Annotated in this window: 18 protein-coding genes; 11 read left to right on the top strand and 7 right to left on the bottom strand. The window is 31.3% G+C overall.

Annotated elements, in window-relative coordinates; all coding sequences use genetic code 11:
- The first annotated feature begins 42 nt into the window (after positions 1-42).
- From porQ to A8975_RS09085, 9 genes are all read left to right on the top strand, one after another.
- Complete coding sequence (porQ, locus tag A8975_RS09125; RefSeq protein WP_134199981.1) at positions 43-1062, top strand: type IX secretion system protein PorQ; 1020 nt, start codon at positions 43-45, stop codon at positions 1060-1062.
- Between the two features lie 7 nt (positions 1063-1069).
- Entirely contained in the window at positions 1070-1966 is an 897-nt protein-coding gene (locus A8975_RS09120) for a hypothetical protein (protein WP_134199978.1), read from the top strand.
- A gap of 27 nt (positions 1967-1993) precedes the next feature.
- Complete coding sequence (gene cmk / locus A8975_RS09115; protein WP_134199976.1) at positions 1994-2689, top strand: (d)CMP kinase; 696 nt, start codon at positions 1994-1996, stop codon at positions 2687-2689.
- A gap of 199 nt (positions 2690-2888) precedes the next feature.
- Entirely contained in the window at positions 2889-4724 is a 1836-nt protein-coding gene (gene rpsA, locus A8975_RS09110; RefSeq protein ID WP_129760782.1) for a 30S ribosomal protein S1, read from the top strand.
- Between the two features lie 335 nt (positions 4725-5059).
- Positions 5060-5770 carry a T9SS type A sorting domain-containing protein gene (locus tag A8975_RS09105; RefSeq protein WP_166667462.1) on the top strand — a complete coding sequence of 237 codons (711 nt, stop codon included), beginning with the start codon at positions 5060-5062 and terminating at the stop codon, positions 5768-5770.
- Positions 5771-5891: 121 nt separating this feature from the next.
- A complete protein-coding gene (pyrR, locus tag A8975_RS09100) occupies positions 5892-6431 on the top strand; it encodes a bifunctional pyr operon transcriptional regulator/uracil phosphoribosyltransferase PyrR (protein WP_129760783.1) in 540 nt (179 codons plus the stop codon).
- Positions 6432-6435: 4 nt separating this feature from the next.
- Positions 6436-7365, top strand: coding sequence for an aspartate carbamoyltransferase catalytic subunit (locus A8975_RS09095; protein WP_129760784.1), 930 nt, complete (start codon positions 6436-6438; stop codon positions 7363-7365).
- A 6-nt stretch (positions 7366-7371) separates the two neighbouring features.
- The gene (locus A8975_RS09090; protein WP_131507263.1) at positions 7372-7704 is read left to right on the top strand and encodes a ribonuclease Z; all 333 of its coding nucleotides are present in this window, start codon (positions 7372-7374) and stop codon (positions 7702-7704) included.
- Between the two features lie 9 nt (positions 7705-7713).
- Positions 7714-8634, top strand: a complete 921-nt coding sequence (locus A8975_RS09085) for a ribonuclease Z (protein WP_134199971.1) — start codon at positions 7714-7716, stop codon at positions 8632-8634.
- Here A8975_RS09085 and A8975_RS09080 read toward each other — a convergent pair.
- From A8975_RS09080 to A8975_RS09065, 4 genes are all read right to left on the bottom strand, one after another.
- Complete coding sequence (locus A8975_RS09080; protein WP_134199969.1) at positions 8538-9029, bottom strand: hypothetical protein; 492 nt, start codon at positions 9027-9029, stop codon at positions 8538-8540. The genes A8975_RS09085 and A8975_RS09080 overlap by 97 nt on opposite strands.
- A 43-nt stretch (positions 9030-9072) precedes the next feature.
- The gene (locus A8975_RS09075; protein WP_134199967.1) at positions 9073-9987 is read right to left on the bottom strand and encodes an alpha/beta hydrolase; all 915 of its coding nucleotides are present in this window, start codon (positions 9985-9987) and stop codon (positions 9073-9075) included.
- A 76-nt stretch (positions 9988-10063) separates the two neighbouring features.
- The gene (locus tag A8975_RS09070; protein ID WP_134199965.1) at positions 10064-10984 is read right to left on the bottom strand and encodes a helix-turn-helix domain-containing protein; all 921 of its coding nucleotides are present in this window, start codon (positions 10982-10984) and stop codon (positions 10064-10066) included.
- A 95-nt stretch (positions 10985-11079) separates the two neighbouring features.
- Positions 11080-11493 (bottom strand): hypothetical protein, encoded by a 414-nt coding sequence (locus A8975_RS09065; protein ID WP_131507253.1) that lies wholly within the window; start codon positions 11491-11493, stop codon positions 11080-11082.
- A gap of 82 nt (positions 11494-11575) precedes the next feature.
- Here A8975_RS09065 and pdxH point away from each other — a divergent pair, with 82 nt between their 5' ends.
- On the top strand, positions 11576-12223 hold the full coding sequence (pdxH, locus tag A8975_RS09060) for a pyridoxamine 5'-phosphate oxidase (protein WP_134199962.1): 648 nt from the start codon (positions 11576-11578) through the stop codon (positions 12221-12223).
- A 204-nt stretch (positions 12224-12427) separates the two neighbouring features.
- Positions 12428-12922 (top strand): CAP domain-containing protein, encoded by a 495-nt coding sequence (locus tag A8975_RS09055; protein WP_129760789.1) that lies wholly within the window; start codon positions 12428-12430, stop codon positions 12920-12922.
- A 557-nt stretch (positions 12923-13479) separates the two neighbouring features.
- Here A8975_RS09055 and A8975_RS09050 read toward each other — a convergent pair.
- The 3 genes from A8975_RS09050 to A8975_RS09040 all read right to left on the bottom strand — a co-directional run.
- Positions 13480-15390: an OmpA family protein gene (locus tag A8975_RS09050; protein WP_134199960.1), complete on the bottom strand. Its 1911-nt coding sequence runs from the start codon at positions 15388-15390 to the stop codon at positions 13480-13482.
- Between the two features lie 11 nt (positions 15391-15401).
- Positions 15402-16337, bottom strand: coding sequence for a type IX secretion system membrane protein PorP/SprF (locus A8975_RS09045; RefSeq protein ID WP_129760791.1), 936 nt, complete (start codon positions 16335-16337; stop codon positions 15402-15404).
- Between the two features lie 13 nt (positions 16338-16350).
- Positions 16351-17219: gliding motility-associated C-terminal domain-containing protein (locus tag A8975_RS09040; RefSeq protein ID WP_134199958.1), on the bottom strand; the 869-nt coding region annotated here is incomplete at its 5' end.

The raw sequence follows: 17219 nt of genomic DNA, 5'->3' as shown, positions 1-17219 counted from the left end.
GATGTCTTCGTTTTAAGATAGATTTGTTTACTTTGCAGACTTATGCTAAAGAGGGTTTTTATTTTTTTATTTTGCATTGTCACTTCATCAATTTATGCTCAAGTTGGTGGAGAGTCTACGTACCAGTTTTTAAATTTGGTATCATCTCCTCGTCAAGCTGCATTAGGAGGTAAAGTGCTTACCAATTATGATTATGATGTAACCAGTCCTTTATACAATCCTGCAACTATTAATGATGAAATGGATAACCAGTTAGCACTTAATTATTCAAGCTATTTGGGAGGTATTAGTTATGGTACTGCTGCTTATGCATATACTTGGGACAGACGAGTGCAAACATTTCATATTGGGATGACCTATATTAATTATGGTAGTTTTGATGGTTATGATATCAACGGAGTATCTACAGGTTCTTTTACAGGAAATGAAGCTGCTTTATCTTTAGGTTATGCAAAGCAAATAGGGTTTTCCGATTTTTATGCAGGAGCAAACCTTAAAATAATCACTTCAAAATTGGAACAATACAACTCTATTGGAGGTGCATTAGATTTAGGAATAATGTATATAAATGAAAGATTAGATTTTCATGCAGCATTAACCGTTAGAAATCTTGGAGCGCAGCTTAAAACTTATGCAGGTTTAAATGAGAGTTTACCTTTAGAAATCAATTTTGGTATGTCGCAAACTTTAGAGAACGTACCAATTAGATGGCACTTAACCTTAGAAAACCTTCAAGAGTGGCCAATTGGTTTTTCTAATCCTGCAAGAGCAACTACAGACCTAGATGGCGAACAAACCCAAGAAAAAGTAGGCTTTTTAAATGAAGTACTACGTCATACAATACTAGGAGTAGAGTTATTTCCTGATAGAGGGTTTAATGTTCGATTAGGGTATAACTTTAGAAGATCAGAAGAATTAAGAATTGTTGACCAACGTAACTTTTCAGGATTATCTTTTGGAGTTGGAATAAAACTCAACAAAATGCGATTCAGTTATACGCATGCAAGATATACAGGAGCTTCAAACACAAGTTTCTTTGGGTTGCAAATAGATTTGAGATAACCAGTCTATGTTTAATAAATTATCTTTTTTCCTTTTAGCATTTAGTGTAAATGTTTTTTCACAAACCAACCTAATTGAAATAAGCACTTTGAATGGAGTTTGGATTGCTGAAGAATATTATAATGCTTTTGAAGAGAATAATAGTGCAATAAAAAGTAAAAATGCTTTTGATTATAGTTATCCTGTAGCTTTAAGAATTAATACATCCGAAAATAAAAATGGAATTCTTAATATAGGATATTCTGTTTTACACGACCATTTTTTACATCCTGAAGTGTCTAAATATGTTGTGAAAAATAAAGACACTATAAGTGAACAAGGTAGTTTTAGTGTGGATTTAAACTCAAAAGATTCATTAGGGTTTTATAAGATAATAGATTTTCGTGAATTTAATAATGATTGGGTGTCTTATTTATCTTTAGATTCTCAAAACAGTACAGTTACTCTATATAGACCAAAAAATAAAGAACATACAGAGGAGATTATTAAATACAAACGAGTGAAATCAACCTTCAATAAGGACTATCAATATCCTAATCCTTTATACTATTATACAAGGAGTAAGAATTTAGTAGGAAATTATGTTCTTAAAGATATTAATGATAATTTACTTTCTAATGATTTGGTTATTAGTGAAGATGGATTGGTAAAAGGATATTCATTGTTAGAGGGTTTTACTGTGTATTTTTCAACTGATATTTATTGTGGATTACCATCTAATGAAGATTTAGTTATTTTTATTAGAGATGTTTTTGATAATGAGAGTAAAAGTTATGCATACTCTTATGTAAAAGACAAAAAAGGTAATATATCCTTGTATAACAATGAAATGGGAACCATAGAAGGCACTAATTTTGAAGTTATTAAGTTGACTGATAAAGTTTATGATCTTATTAAAAAATAACTAATTTTGATAAATAAAAACATGCTAATGCAAAACATTACTATTGCTATAGACGGATTTTCCTCAACAGGAAAAAGTACAGTTGCTAAACAATTAGCAAAAGCTTTAAGCTATGTGTATGTGGATACAGGAGCAATGTATAGAGCTGTAACTTTATATGCGATGCAAAATAGCCTTATAGCAGAAGACTGTTTTGATACAGAAGCATTAATCAATCAATTAGATGATATAAATATCTCATTTAAGTTTAATGAAACGCTAGGTTTTGCTGAGGTATATTTAAATTCTGTAAATGTTGAAAAGCAGATTAGAACATTAGAAGTTTCAAAATTTGTAAGTCAAGTAGCAACAGTTCCCGAAGTTCGTAGGCAATTGGTAAAACAGCAACAACAAATGGGAAAAGACAAGGGTGTTGTTATGGACGGTAGAGATATTGGTACAGTTGTTTTTCCTGATGCAGAGCTTAAATTGTTTATGACAGCATCTGCAAATACAAGAGCAGTGAGGCGTTATGAAGAATTGAAAGAACGCGGTGACGATGTGAGTTTTGAAGACGTTTTAAAAAATGTTGAAACCAGAGATAGGATAGATTCCACCAGAAAAGACTCTCCACTTACCAAAGCTTTAGACGCTATAGAAATAGATAATTCTAACCTTACATTAAGTGAGCAATTTGAAACCATTTTGCAGCTAGCAAAACAAACCATTGCTAAAAACGCATAAGCACTTATTACGCGTTAAAAACCAATAATTTATACTTCAATTATTTATTTGGTATTACAATAAATAAATTGTATTTTTGCACTCCTTTTTAGCGAGTTGAAAAAGATAGGAAGGAAACAAACAAAACAAACAATAACACTTCTGTGTGTGTTCGCATAAATCTTTTTAAACATACAGAATACAAATTAATTATCAGCACATGGCTGAAAAACAAGCAAAACAAGCAGAAGTTGAAGCAACTGAAGCAGTAGCAGCTAAAGCTCCAGTAGTATCTGAAGCGCAAGCAAATCCTGAAAAATTCTTAAAAGAGTTTAACTGGCACAATTACGAAGAAGGAATTGACCAAGTTGACGACAAGCAATTAGAAGAATTTGAAAAATTAGTATCTGAAAATTTCGTAGATACTTTAGATGATGAAGTAGTAGAAGGAGAAGTAATCCACATTACTGATCGTGATGCTATCATCGACATCAACGCAAAATCTGAAGGTGTAATCTCATTAAATGAGTTCCGTTACAACCCAAATTTAAAAGTTGGTGACAAGGTAGAAGTATTAATTGACGTTCGTGAAGACACAACAGGACAATTAGTATTATCTCACCGTAAAGCTCGTGTTATCAAAGCATGGGATCGTGTAAACAATGCACATGACACTGGTGAAATCGTAAACGGTTTTGTAAAATGTAGAACTAAAGGAGGTATGATCGTTGACGTTTTTGGTATTGAAGCATTCTTACCAGGTTCTCAAATCGATGTAAAACCAATTAGAGATTACGACCAGTACGTAAATAAAACTATGGAATTTAAAGTTGTAAAAATCAACCACGAATTCAAAAACATAGTAGTATCTCACAAAGCTCTTATTGAAGCTGATATTGAAGAACAAAAGAAAGAAATCATTGGTCAATTAGAAAAAGGACAAGTATTAGAAGGTGTTGTTAAAAACATTACGTCATACGGTGTGTTTATTGATCTTGGTGGTGTTGATGGATTAATCCACATTACTGATCTTTCTTGGTCTCGTATCAACCATCCAAATGAGATTGTTGAATTAGACCAAAAACTTAACGTTGTAATTTTAGATTTCGATGAAGATAAATCTAGAATCCAATTAGGTTTAAAACAATTAAGCAAGCATCCTTGGGAAGCACTTGGTGAAACTGTAAAAGTAGGTGACAAAGTAAAAGGTAAAGTTGTTGTAATTGCTGATTACGGTGCATTTATTGAAGTAGAAGAAGGTGTTGAAGGATTAGTTCACGTATCTGAAATGTCATGGTCAACACATTTACGTTCAGCTCAAGATTTCGTATCTGTAGGAGACGAAATTGAAGCAGTTATCTTAACTCTTGATAGAGAAGATCGTAAAATGTCACTTGGTATTAAGCAATTAACTCCAGACCCATGGACTGATATTACAGGAAAATACCCTGTAGGTTCTACACACACTGGTATTGTGCGTAACTTTACAAACTTTGGTGTATTTGTTGAATTAGAAGAAGGTATCGACGGATTAATTTATATCTCTGATTTATCTTGGACTAAGAAAATTAAACACCCAAGCGAGTTCTGTAACGTAGGAGACAAGTTAGAAGTTGTTGTTCTTGAGTTAGACGTAGAAGGACGTAAATTATCTTTAGGTCACAAACAAACTACTGATAACCCATGGGATAAGTATGAGACTGAGTTTGCTTTAGATACAACTCACACTGCTGAAATTTCTGAAATCGTTGACAAAGGTGCAACTGTTGAGTTTAACGAAGATATCGTTGCTTTTGTTCCTTCTCGTCACTTAGAGAAAGAAGATGGTAAGAAACTTAAGAAAGGTGAAGAAGCAGAATTCAAAATCATTGAGTTCAATAAAGAATTCAAGAGAGTAGTTGCTTCTCATACAGCAATCTTTAAAGAAGAAGAAATTGCAAACGTAAAAGCTGCTGCTAAAAAAGCAGAAGCTCAAGCTGCTGAAGCAAAACCTACTTTAGGTGATGCTAACGACGCGTTGCAAGCTCTTAAAGATAAAATGGACGGGAAGAAGTAATATTTGACCCAAAACCAATTTTTTAAAAAGCCTTACAGTTTCTGTAAGGCTTTTTTATGTTTTTCATATTAAATGTTAAAATTTTATGTATTTCACATAATATTTAATTAAATCGTTGTTATTTATGCTTTTGTTTGTTAAATTAATAGTAAATAAGTATTAAAATAACGATTTTAATGATTATTTGTTAAAATAAGTTTTAAATTTTTTCATAATTATAGAGTGCACTTTGTAATTAGACAAGATATAGTTCAATCAAGAACAAAGCAGTCTTTTTATTAACCCTAAATTTTTATATTATGAAAAAAAATGTACTTTTTTTAACCGGATTTTTGATGGCTACCCTCTTAGTAGCTCAAAATGGAAACACGATTAATGATGCTATAGAAGTAGATGGAACTGCTGTAGCTGTAAATGTTTTAGATTTTAACTCAGCTACTCCTTCGGGATTAAATCCTGCGTGTGGAGCTACTGATGATGTGTTTTATATGCATGAAGTCTCAGGAGGAGATAACAAAGTTACAATTGGTATGGTAAGCGCTGGTGTTTCTTTAATAACTAGTGTTGATTACCAAATTTTATTAGCACCATCAGGAGATATTGGAAATCTTCAAGAAATAGGATGTGATTCTTACGGAGTTTTATTGGTTGTTGGAGGTAGCTTTGAAGTTGTTATCAATAATATTAACCCAGGTGATGTTTACTATTTGAGAGTGTATAAAACTTCAGGACTTGGAGGTGTTTTAACCAATCTTTTAAATGGAACATCAATTACCATGGTTAGTGAGTATGATAGTACTTTAGGTTTAGAAAGCGCAAATCAACAAGACTTTAAAGTTTTAGTAAAGGACAATAAAATAGATTTATTAAATAATATCGATTTTTTTGAATTTAGTATTTATGGATTAGACGGTAAGCAATTGGCTAAAGGAGATTCAAGTGATGTTTTACAATCTATTGATACATCTTATTTAAACAAAGGAGTTTATGTTTTAAACTTATACAATAATAAAAACAGTGAGTCTGTCAAGTTTGTTAGATATTAATTTATTTTGACAACTAAAAAAAAGAAGCCTTAAATAGGCTTCTTTTTACTTTTTTAGAGTTTATGCAAACTGCGTAAAAATTTTGCATTATCTTTGTTCTCCAAATACGTTTGGATACAATATGAGTCAAAAAGTGTTACTTAATGCAAAAGAGGTAAACATCATTCTTCATAGATTGGCTTGTCAATTAATTGAAAACCACAACGATTTTTCCAACACAGTTTTAATAGGTATTCAGCCTAGAGGGAAGTATTTAGCTAATCGTTTAGCTAAAATGTTAACTGAAGACTATAAAGTAAAAAACATTCAGTTAGGGCATTTAGATATTACTTTTTTTAGAGACGATTTTAGACGAGGAGAAAAAACCCTTGAAGCTAATACTACCGAAATTAACTTCTTAGTTGAAAATAAAAATGTGGTTTTTATTGATGATGTTTTATATACAGGACGAAGTATACGGTCTGCTTTAACAGCAATTCAATCGTTTGGAAGACCTAACGAAATAGAACTTTTAACCTTAATTGACCGACGTTTTAGTAGGCATTTACCAATACAACCTAATTATAGAGGTCGTCAGGTAGATGCTATTAACAAAGAAAAAGTAAAAGTAAATTGGGCTGAAAATGATGGAGAAGACTCGGTTTACTTAATAAATAATTAAATCTATGAGCGAATTAAGTGTCAACCACTTATTAGGAATAAAATATCTTAACTCTCAAGATATTCAACTTATTTTTGAAACTGCCGATCATTTTAAAGAAGTCATTAACAGGCCAATAAAAAAAGTACCTTCGCTTAGAGACATTACAATTGCTAATTTATTTTTTGAAAACTCTACGCGTACAAAGCTCTCTTTTGAGTTAGCCGAAAAACGATTGTCTGCTGATGTTATCAATTTTTCAGCATCACAATCTTCAGTAAAAAAAGGAGAAACTTTAATTGATACGGTAAACAATATTCTTTCCATGAAAGTGGATATGGTTGTTATGAGACACCCAAATCCTGGAGCAGGAGTGTTTTTATCTCAACATGTAGATGCAAGTATTGTAAATGCTGGAGATGGAGCTCATGAGCATCCAACACAAGCCTTGTTAGACAGTTATTCAATACGAGAGCGACTAGGAAGTGTAAAAGGTAAAAATGTTGTTATAGTTGGTGATATTTTACATAGTCGTGTTGCGCTTTCAAATATATATGCATTACAACTTCAAGGTGCAAATGTTATGGTTTGCGGACCAAAAACATTGTTGCCAAAACATATTGATAAACTTGGTGTAAAAGTTGAAACTAATTTGCGTAAAGCCCTTAATTGGTGTGATGTAGCTAATATGCTTCGCGTTCAAAACGAACGAATGGATATAAGCTATTTCCCTTCAACAAGAGAGTACACTCAGCAATATGGAGTTAATAAAGCGTTATTGAACAGTCTTGATAAAGAAATTACAATAATGCATCCTGGACCAATTAATCGTGGTGTCGAAATCACGAGTGATGTTGCAGATTCTGACCAAGCTATTATTTTAGATCAAGTTCAAAATGGAGTAGCAGTTAGAATGGCTGTAATTTATTTATTAGCTTCAAAAATTAAACACTAATTTATTATGATTTTTGACAAAGACGGAAATACAACTATCATTACACAAGAAAAAGCTACGGTTGTTGAACTAGTAAAAAAGCTTGAAGTAATGTATGAGCGTTTTAAAAATGACAATGTAATTGTTAATCTTACTAGTTTAAATAAAATTCCTTTAGAACAAATAGTAGAATTTTTAAGTATTTCAAATACACATAGAGCATCAAAACATTCGTTTGTTATAGTTACTGATAAAACCAATTTAGATGAAACTCCAGATGAAATTGTTGTAGTTCCTACACTGCAAGAAGCTTATGATATTATTGAAATGGAAGAAATTGAGCGCGATTTAGGATTTTAAAACAACTACATGCAACTAACAATCCTTGGCTGTCATAGTGCAACTCCACGAATAGATACAAACCCAACGTCTCAAGTATTGCAAATTAAAAACCACATGTTTTTAATTGATTGTGGCGAAGGCACACAAGTGCAGTTAAGAAAAGCTAAGATTAAGTTCAATCGTATAAAACATATCTTTATTTCACATCTTCATGGTGACCATTATTTTGGTTTAGTTGGTTTAATATCAACTTTTAGGCTTTTAACCAGAGAAACTGATTTGCATATTTATGGGCCAAAAGGACTTAAGGAAGTCATTACACTCCAAATGAAGTTAGCCGAATCATGGACAAATTATAAACTGATTTTTCATGAGTTAACTTCAACAAAGTCTGAATTAATTTTTGAAGACGATAAAGTAGAAGTTCATACAATTCCTTTAGACCATCGAGTGTACACTAATGGGTTTTTATTTAAAGAAAAACCTGGAGAGCGAAAACTAGATATGAATGCAATATTAAATAATGATATTGATGTTGCGTATTATAGAAAGTTAAAACAAGGAGCAGATGTTGTAGATAATAATGGAGAGCTAATTAAAAATAGTGAGCTTACTAAAGCTCCAGCTCCAGTTAAAAGCTATGCGTTTTGTAGCGATACAGCATATAACCCAAGTATTGTTCCTATTATTAAAGATGCTGATGTGCTTTATCACGAGGCTACTTTTTTAGAAAAACACGCACATTTAGCTCCAAAAACAAAGCACTCTACAGCAAAGGAAGCTGCTGAAATTGCTAAGTTAGCTAATGCAAAATCATTAATTTTAGGTCATTATTCAACACGTTATAATGACTATGAAGATTTTCGAGAGGAAGCTTCATCAGTATTTGATAATGTGTTGTTATCTAAAGATGGAAAATCATTTGATTTTGATGATTTGAGGTCATAATTAGTTGCCCAATGCAAAGCTTCGGCCAAAGATCTAAATCTTAATACATTATTCTTAATGATAATTTTTTCTAAAGTTGATACTTTAAAAGCTTTGTCGCTATAAGTAACAAAAGCACTTGCTTTTAAAATAGGGAATTCATCATCAAGTATATTAAATACTATAGGTTCGGTAGAGTAGGTGTTCACTCTGTTTGCAATACATACAATTTTAGCATTTTTACCATAAAAATCAGTTATTTCTTGAAAAATAACTTTTAACTTATTGTAGCTTAAATGGACTCCTTCATTGATTTCGGCAACATAAAATTTACTAAATAAATAAAATGTTCCAAAAGACAGTTTCAGTTTGTACGAACTGTTTTCTTTGTAATAACGTGTTAGTTCTAGTCGCATAGTAAAGTGTTTTTGAGGTTGTTTGGTTAATATTTGAAGGCTATTAATTCATGTGTTTTTTATACCATTGGCTAGCATATTCTATTGCTTTGTTAACTTCAGGTTCTTGATCGTAAAAGCTAAATTGATGAAATGGTGACTCTAAGTCAGTATCCATCCATATAAGTTGTTTGTTGTGAGTTGGTATAGTGTTATAAAATTTTTTTGTGTAGTCAGGTAAAACAGCACCATCTGAATGTATCATTAATGTTGGTGTTTTAATTTTTTCAGCATAAGGCATAGGATTAGTTGTTAACCAATCTTCCCAACTAGCAACTGCAAACTTATCATTACTCCATTCTTTAATTGCGCCTCTTTTAGGATTTAGGTAATAATCGTACGATCCAAACATGGCTGCACTTTCATCTGTTTCAGATATAGTTGGTATGTATTCTACTTCTCCAGTAATAGCGTATTTAATTTTTGCGTTTTTTGCAGCTTTAATTTTTGATCTAACACCTGTTTCTCCACCATAAAAAAGTTTTACTGCTTCTTCATCATGTAGCCAAGATGCAACAGTAACTACTGAAGAAATTTGATTGTCTTCTGCAGCAGCCATTAATGTATACATTGCGCCAGCACAAATGCCTAAAACACCAATTTTATTAGTGTCCACAGTTTTTTGTCTTGATAAGAAAGTAACTGCATTTTTAATATCTTCTTTTTTAAGTTTTGGTCTTTCAAAAAAACGAGGTTCACCTTCACTTTCACCATAGTGACTAAAGTCAAAAGCTAAGGTGATAAACCCATTTTTTGATAATTTTGAAGCATAAAGACCTGCCATTTGCTCTTTTACTGTTGTCCAGCTTCCAGAGACTATAATAGCAGGATATTTTTGCTTATCACTATAGTTATTGGGGTAAAAAAGGTTGCCCTTAAGTTTGAGGCCTTTGCTATTAAAAGATATTTTTTTTTGCATTTTATTTCTTATGAATACAAAATTCTAATTATTAGAACTTTGTATCTAAATAAAAACAAAGGAAAAACTATAAAAATCAAATATTACTTTCTTTTCTGTAATAATTTGGTGTTTTTCCTGTCATTTTTTTAAAGAAACTACTAAAATTGTTAGGAGATTCGTAATGTAGAGAGTATGCGATTTCTTTTACACTAAGTTGAGTGTTAATAAGTCTTGATTTAGCTAAATTGATAACATGGTTTTGTATTAACTGTTTTGCTGTTTGCCCTGTAATTTGTTTAATTACAGTATTTAAATGATTAGGATGAACATTTAATATATCAGCATAGAATGAGGTAGAGTGTAGCTTAGAATCAAAGTTAGTATCAATGTCTTGAAAAAAAGAAGTCTCAATAAGTGTTTGAAATCGAGCTAGTATTTTTAAATCTGTTTTTCTAATTTCTTCAGGAACATCTAAAGTGGTATTTGTGTTTTTAAAATACCTTTTAATGTAGTTTAGTAACAGTAACACTTGAGATTCAATAATTTGAAACTTGTCTTTATGATTACTGTGGTATTCTTCATAAATTGATTCGTAGATGGCTAAAACATCGTCTACTTGTTTTTGTCCAATCTCTAATGGGATATCTTTTTCAATCTTTAAAAAAGGAAATCTATTCAAGATATTATTAAACACTGAAGATCTTGATATAAAGTCTTGATTAAAAATGATGTAAAAGCCTTCCCAATCGGGTAAAATATCCCAAGATAAAATTTGATAAGGTGAGTTAAAGAAAATGGTATAACCAGTAGGAAAGTCAGTATGATGACCAGAAATAGCTTTGCCACCTCCTGCAACTTTTATGGCAATAGCATAAAATTCATGTCTAAAAGGAGGTTGTTTAAGATTAACGGTTTTCATGTTAATCTCAAATCTTCTAATGTCAAACTCTGAATGTTTAGGTTTAGATATACCTATTCCCTTACAATATTGTTCTATGGTTCTAAAATGATCCATTGTTAATTGCTATAAAATTTAAATAATAATGTAAGGGGAAATATTTTAACTAAAATAAGCTTTTTTGAGAGTAAAAGCAAGACAGTTCTATTTTATTATTTAAACTCCTTTAAATTTTTAATCCAGTTTATAGCTTCATCTAAAGAGCCGCAACGCTTTATACTCATCTCTGAAAATCGCTTTTCAATAGAGGCGTTTATGTAATTAAGTTCAGTATAAGATACCATAGCACTAGCAACAATAAACCCATAATCTCTTTGAAATCTAATCCACAATTGTGGTTCAATAGAGTAGGGGTTTACTCTGTTTGAAATATATCCAATTTTAAGATTTGACCCATAGTAATCTATTAATGCAGCAATAACCTGTTGAATTTTGTCCCAGTCAAAATGGACGCCTTCATTTATTTCAGAGATTATAAACTTGTCAAAAAGATAAAAATTACCAAATGAAAACTCTACTTTTGAGTGTTTAAGAAGGTTAAAATATTTGCTATTTTCAAATGTCATGGGACTAAAATAATTCTTAAATTTATATGAATTACTTTATTCAAAAAAATAAAATCTAATCAAAAAAGCATATTAAAATCTAATGAGTACAGACTTAAGTAATTACAGAAAATCTTATGAAAAACATGAGCTTTTATTAAAAGATGCTCCTGCAAACCCTCTAGAGTTGTTTAAAAGATGGTTTCATGAAATAGATACTTCTTTTCCTGAAATTGAAGCTAATGCAATGACGTTATCTACAATAAGTTTAGATGGTTTCCCTAAAAGTAGAATTGTGCTGTTAAAGGAGTTTAATACTGATGGTTTTGTGTTTTATTCTAATTATAATAGTGACAAAGGACAAGCCATACTAGCAAATCCTAATGTTTGTCTTTCCTTTTTTTGGCATTCAGCTGAACGACAAGTTATCATTAAAGGTATTGCTGAAAAAGTTGATGCTGCTACTAGTGACGACTATTTTTCAACACGTCCAAGAGGAAGTCAACTAGGAGCATGGGCTTCTAACCAAAGCGAAATTATTGACGATAGGGATGTATTGAATAACAAGTTAAAAGAATTAGAGCTTCAATATAATGACAAAGATATACCTAGACCTAATCATTGGGGCGGATTTTTAATTAAGCCTACAGAAATTGAGTTTTGGCAAGGGAGACCTAATAGACTTCATGATAGAATTGAATATAAATTGAATTCAGATTCTAGTTGGACAATTAACCGACTTGCGCCTTAATTATTTTTTTCAGCTTTTACAAAACGATAAAGTGTAAAATTTTATCGATAAAAAGTAAGAATATTCTTCAGTTTTATGCATTTCATCGATTATTGACATTTAAAATCGATGAAATGCATGTTTTTTATCGATTTTAACATTTTATTAACAGTCTACTACGTATAGTCTTCTAATTTTACTACACCAAATCTAAATAACCCTCTTATGAAGACTAAATTTTACCTACCAGTTATGGTATTGTTTGCAATGTTAAGCTTCTCTTGTTCTACTGAAGAATTCCCTGAAAATGAAGCAAATAATATAACATTACAAAACGCACCAGCTGCAAAAACTATTGAAATAGAAATTTTAGAGCTTATCAATGCGCACAGAATAGAATTAGGCTTAAATCCATTGAACAATTTAAACATTATTAAGTCTGTTGCCTATTCGCATACTGACTACATGGTTAGTGTTAATCAAGTAAATCATGACAATTTTTTCCAAAGAAAAAGTAGTTTAGAGCAACACGCATCAGCAACTAAAGTATCTGAAAACGTTGCTTATGCTTTTAGCTCAGCACAATCAGTTGTAAATGCATGGATTAACAGTGAAGGTCATAGAGCAAATATTGAAGGAGACTTTACAGACTTTGATATTTCTGCCGAACAAAATGAAGAAGGTAAATGGTATTATACCAACATTTTTATAAAACGTTAATAGATTAATTATTAGTTAATGAATTAAGACCACTTTTTAGTGGTCTTTTTTTATTTAAAGGTTTTATTTATTTAATTCATGGTTATTAATGTAAATACAGGAATTACATTTGTTGTACTGTTATAAATCATGCTGCTAAACCATTTACTATTTCTAGCTTAACCATGGTATAATTCAAACTACAAATAAGTAGTTTTATTAGCTCTGATAAATTAAAGTATGTAATTATTAAAAGGACTTTAAATTTGAGTACATTGTCTATGAGTTATATTTAACCTAACGGAAACGAGAAAATAAATCACAAGTGTGTGAGCATTAGGATTTCTTATTAATGCTAGAAGAGAAGAAGCATACTTAATTATTGAAGAACAATTAATATTAAAGTTTGAATTGGATTATTCAACTACCGTAACAAAAAAAATGATTCTAGGTTGTTAAAAGGCTTAGTTTTTAATAGTTCAAAATTACAATGGTTAGGCAATAATAGACTTAACTATGATGTATAAAAAAACAGGCTATTATTAGCCTGTTTTTTTGTTCTTATAATTAAGTGTTGTTTAGTTTTTTAAGATATAGAAGTGAGATCTTCTGTTAAGTTGATGCTCTTCAGGAGTACATTTTACACCATTTGAACACTTGTTTAACAATTGTGTTTCACCATAACCAATAGCACTTTCAATTCTTTCAGGAGCTATACCTCTTGATAATAAATATTCATGAGTTGATTTAGCTCTTCTGTCTGATAGTTTTAAGTTATATCTATCACTACCTCTACTATCAGTATGCGACTCAATTTTAATAACCATATTTGGGTGGTCTCTCATTACACTTACTATATTTTCAAGTTCGTAAGCAGCATCAGGTCTTATATTCCATTTGTCAAAATCAAAGAAAATAGGGTTGATAACTATTTCATTATTTATAATTAACGGAATTAAATCTAGGTCTAATGTGTTTTCTTCATTATTAACTTCACCAGTCATAATTTGTTTATGATTGTCTTTATAATCTGGTTTGGTAGCTAATACAGTATATTCAGTATGACATTTTACTTTAAATGAATATGCTCCATTTTCATCAGCAGTAACTTCGTTTAAGATTTTACCTTCTTTGTTGATTAGTTTAACGGTAGCCATTGCAATAGGTTTTTGAGTTAAACTGTCTCTAATGGTTCCTTTAATTATTTGAGAACAACCAATAAATCCATAAATATCATCACTACCAGCTCCATCAGGTCTGTTTGATGAAAAGTAACCAATTTGAGTGTCAGAATCTATAATAAAACCAAAGTCGTCATAACTTGTATTAAAAGGAGCACCTAAGTTTTCTACTTCAGCGTTTTCACCTTTTAATATATTTGATTTAAAAATATCCAGGAATCCTAAGTTTATATTACTGTCAGAAGAAAAGTATAATGTATTATCCTTGGCAACAAAAGGGAACATTTCTTTACCATCTGTATTAATTTCTGGTCCTAAATTTTCAGGAGTTCCATATTTATTATCTCCAAGTATTGCAACTTTATAGATGTCTGTGGATCCATAACCACCATCACGATCAGAAACAAAAAATAATGTACTATCATCAGGACTTAAAGCAGGATGACCAGTAGAGTAGTAGGTGTCGTTAATAGGAAGTTCAACTACATCTTGCCACATGCTATCTACTAAAGAAGCTTTATAAATCTTTAAATGTGATGTTCCTTCTTTGTCAGTTTTTAACTTGTTTCTTTTATTTACATTGTCTCTAGTAAAGTACATTGTTTTTCCATCACTAGTAATAACTGCATTTGCTTCATGGAACTCAGTATTTATTTTTGGTCCATTAATTTTGTTTACTTTTTCATAAGTGTTTACACCATCTTTTTCAGTAACCTCTACTTCATAAAGGTCTAAAAATGGTTCACCATTCCAATCGTAAATTTTGTCTTTTCCATCTCTTGAAGAAGAGAAAATTAACTTACCATCTTTTTCAAACGCACCAAAATCGGCAAACTTGGTGTTAATTGGTAATGTGTTGATAGTAACATAAATTTCATCAGTAGATGATAGTTTTTCGTAAAGTTCAAGGTTATCATACTCTAAGCCTGCAATTCTGTCGTCATCAGGATTTTCTGCTTTATATTTTTCTAACCAAATGATAGCTTCTTCATAATTACCTAAACCTCTAAGCGCTTGTGAGTACTTGTAAAAATATTCTGGATCAATTTTATTTTTATGTAATCTTACAGCTTCAGCATACCATTTTGCTGATCCTTCAGAATCTGAATTATTGTAATAACAATCACCTAATCTAGTTAATACATATTCGCTACTATCACCTTTTTTTACAGCTTCTTCATAAAATTCAGTAGCCTTTTGATAAGCGAAGTTTTTAAAGAACTTGTCAGCTACTTTTACTTGCTGTTTTTGAGCAACCATAAAAGTACTACTAAGTGCAACTATTAATAATATTATTCTTGCTTTCATAATCTGTTTTTTTAGAAGTATCTAGGTGATTTAACACGTTGTGTCTTGAAAATTTCAAACATAAGTAAAACTTCATGAGTTCCACTTGTATAAGGTCTAATATCTGAAATAGGATACTCATAAGCATAACCTATTCTCAATTGTTTTGAAACCTGAAAATCGGCAATACCACCAATAGCAGCAGCAGACTCATTCATTCTATAAGCAGCACCTAACCATAGTTTTTCATTAAATAAAAAGTTAGCCGTTATATCAAATGATAAAGGAGCTCCATTTGTAGCTTTTAGCATTGTGGCTGGTTTGAATTTTGTGGTTTCGCTTAAATCGAATACATATCCACCAGTAAAATAGTAACTAACACGTTCTAATGATACATAGTCAATATTTCCTTGGCTTCCTTTGTTGTAATCAGTATTTAAAATTCTAGGAGCAGAGAGGCCTATATACCATTTGTTTGAATGCCAATAAACACCAGTACCAATATTTGGACTCCATCTATTAGATACATCATTAAAGAAAGGGTCATTTACTACCGAAGGGTCATTAAGTAAAGCCTGATCTAAATTATAATGAGTAAATCCAGCTTTAAGACCAAAGGCAAGTTTGGTGTTTTCTCCAGTTTGAATAGTATACGAAAAGTCACCATATAGGTAAGAGAAATTTTCATAACCTAACTCATCGTTAATAAACGACAATCCTAAACCAATTTTCTCGTTTCTAAGCGGTGTATGAATAGACAAGGTTTGTGTAGTTGGTCCACCTTCAAGACCAACCCATTGGCTCCTGTGTAATCCAACAATACTTAATGTTTCTCTACTACCAGCATAAGCTGGGTTTATCGAGATAGTGTTATACATATACTGTGTAAACTGAGGTAACTGTTGGGCAACACTTGTCCAGCAATTGAACAGTATAAAAACGATTATGTTAAACTTTAATAATTTCATAATAGGTTAAAATTTATTTGGTTCCTATGTAGATTGGACCTGTAAAAGGTTTTAGCTGCAGTCCATTACTACCTTTGATGTTTATTATATAATAATACGTTCCTGAAGGTACTTTATCAGATCTTCCTATTGAAGCTTTTGAAGCTGTACCATTCCAATCATTTTGATAATTGAAGTTTTCATAGATTTTTGCTCCCCAACGGTTGAATATTTGTAGTTCAATAGTGAACCCACAATCCTCAACACCAGTGATTGTAAAGAACTCATTCCATTGGTCACCATTAGGAGTAACAGCTTTAGAAATCACAACATCTTCAGCGCCACATGGTAGTACAATACAATCATCATGAACTGTAATCATTACTTCAACAGTGCTTGGACATGGTCCGTTTGCTACAGTGTAAGTAAAGATGTAATCACCTAGATCAGCTGTTGCAGGGTCAAAGATGCTTCCGTCTAACGTAGCGTTACCAGAAACAACTTCCCAAACACCATCACTGTCATAATCTCCACTTAATAAATCAAATAAGTCAATAGCTAAATCATCTATACAAAGTTCGGTATCATATCCTGTGAATGTACTCTCAACATTTACATTTACTATTTGTGTATAGATTGCTTCGTTACCACATTCGTCAGTAACAGTCCAGCTTCTAGTGATTGAATAATCTTCTAAACCATCATTTGAATCATTTGATTCGTTAAACTCTACAGTTATGTCAGAAGAACAAGCGTCTTCAAATACTAATTCTGGTACTTCAGGAATATCTGAACAGCTTACATCTATAGTTGTTTCAAAGTCTCCAACAATAATAGGCGCAGTAGTATCTACCACATTAATAGTTTGAACAAGCGTAGCAGTGTTACCACAATCATCAGTTA

The organism is Meridianimaribacter flavus (assembly GCF_004366715.1).
In the GTDB taxonomy this organism is placed as follows: Bacteria; Bacteroidota; Bacteroidia; order Flavobacteriales; family Flavobacteriaceae; genus Gaetbulibacter_B; species Gaetbulibacter_B jejuensis.
This window is presented reverse-complemented; position numbering and strand designations above follow the sequence as displayed.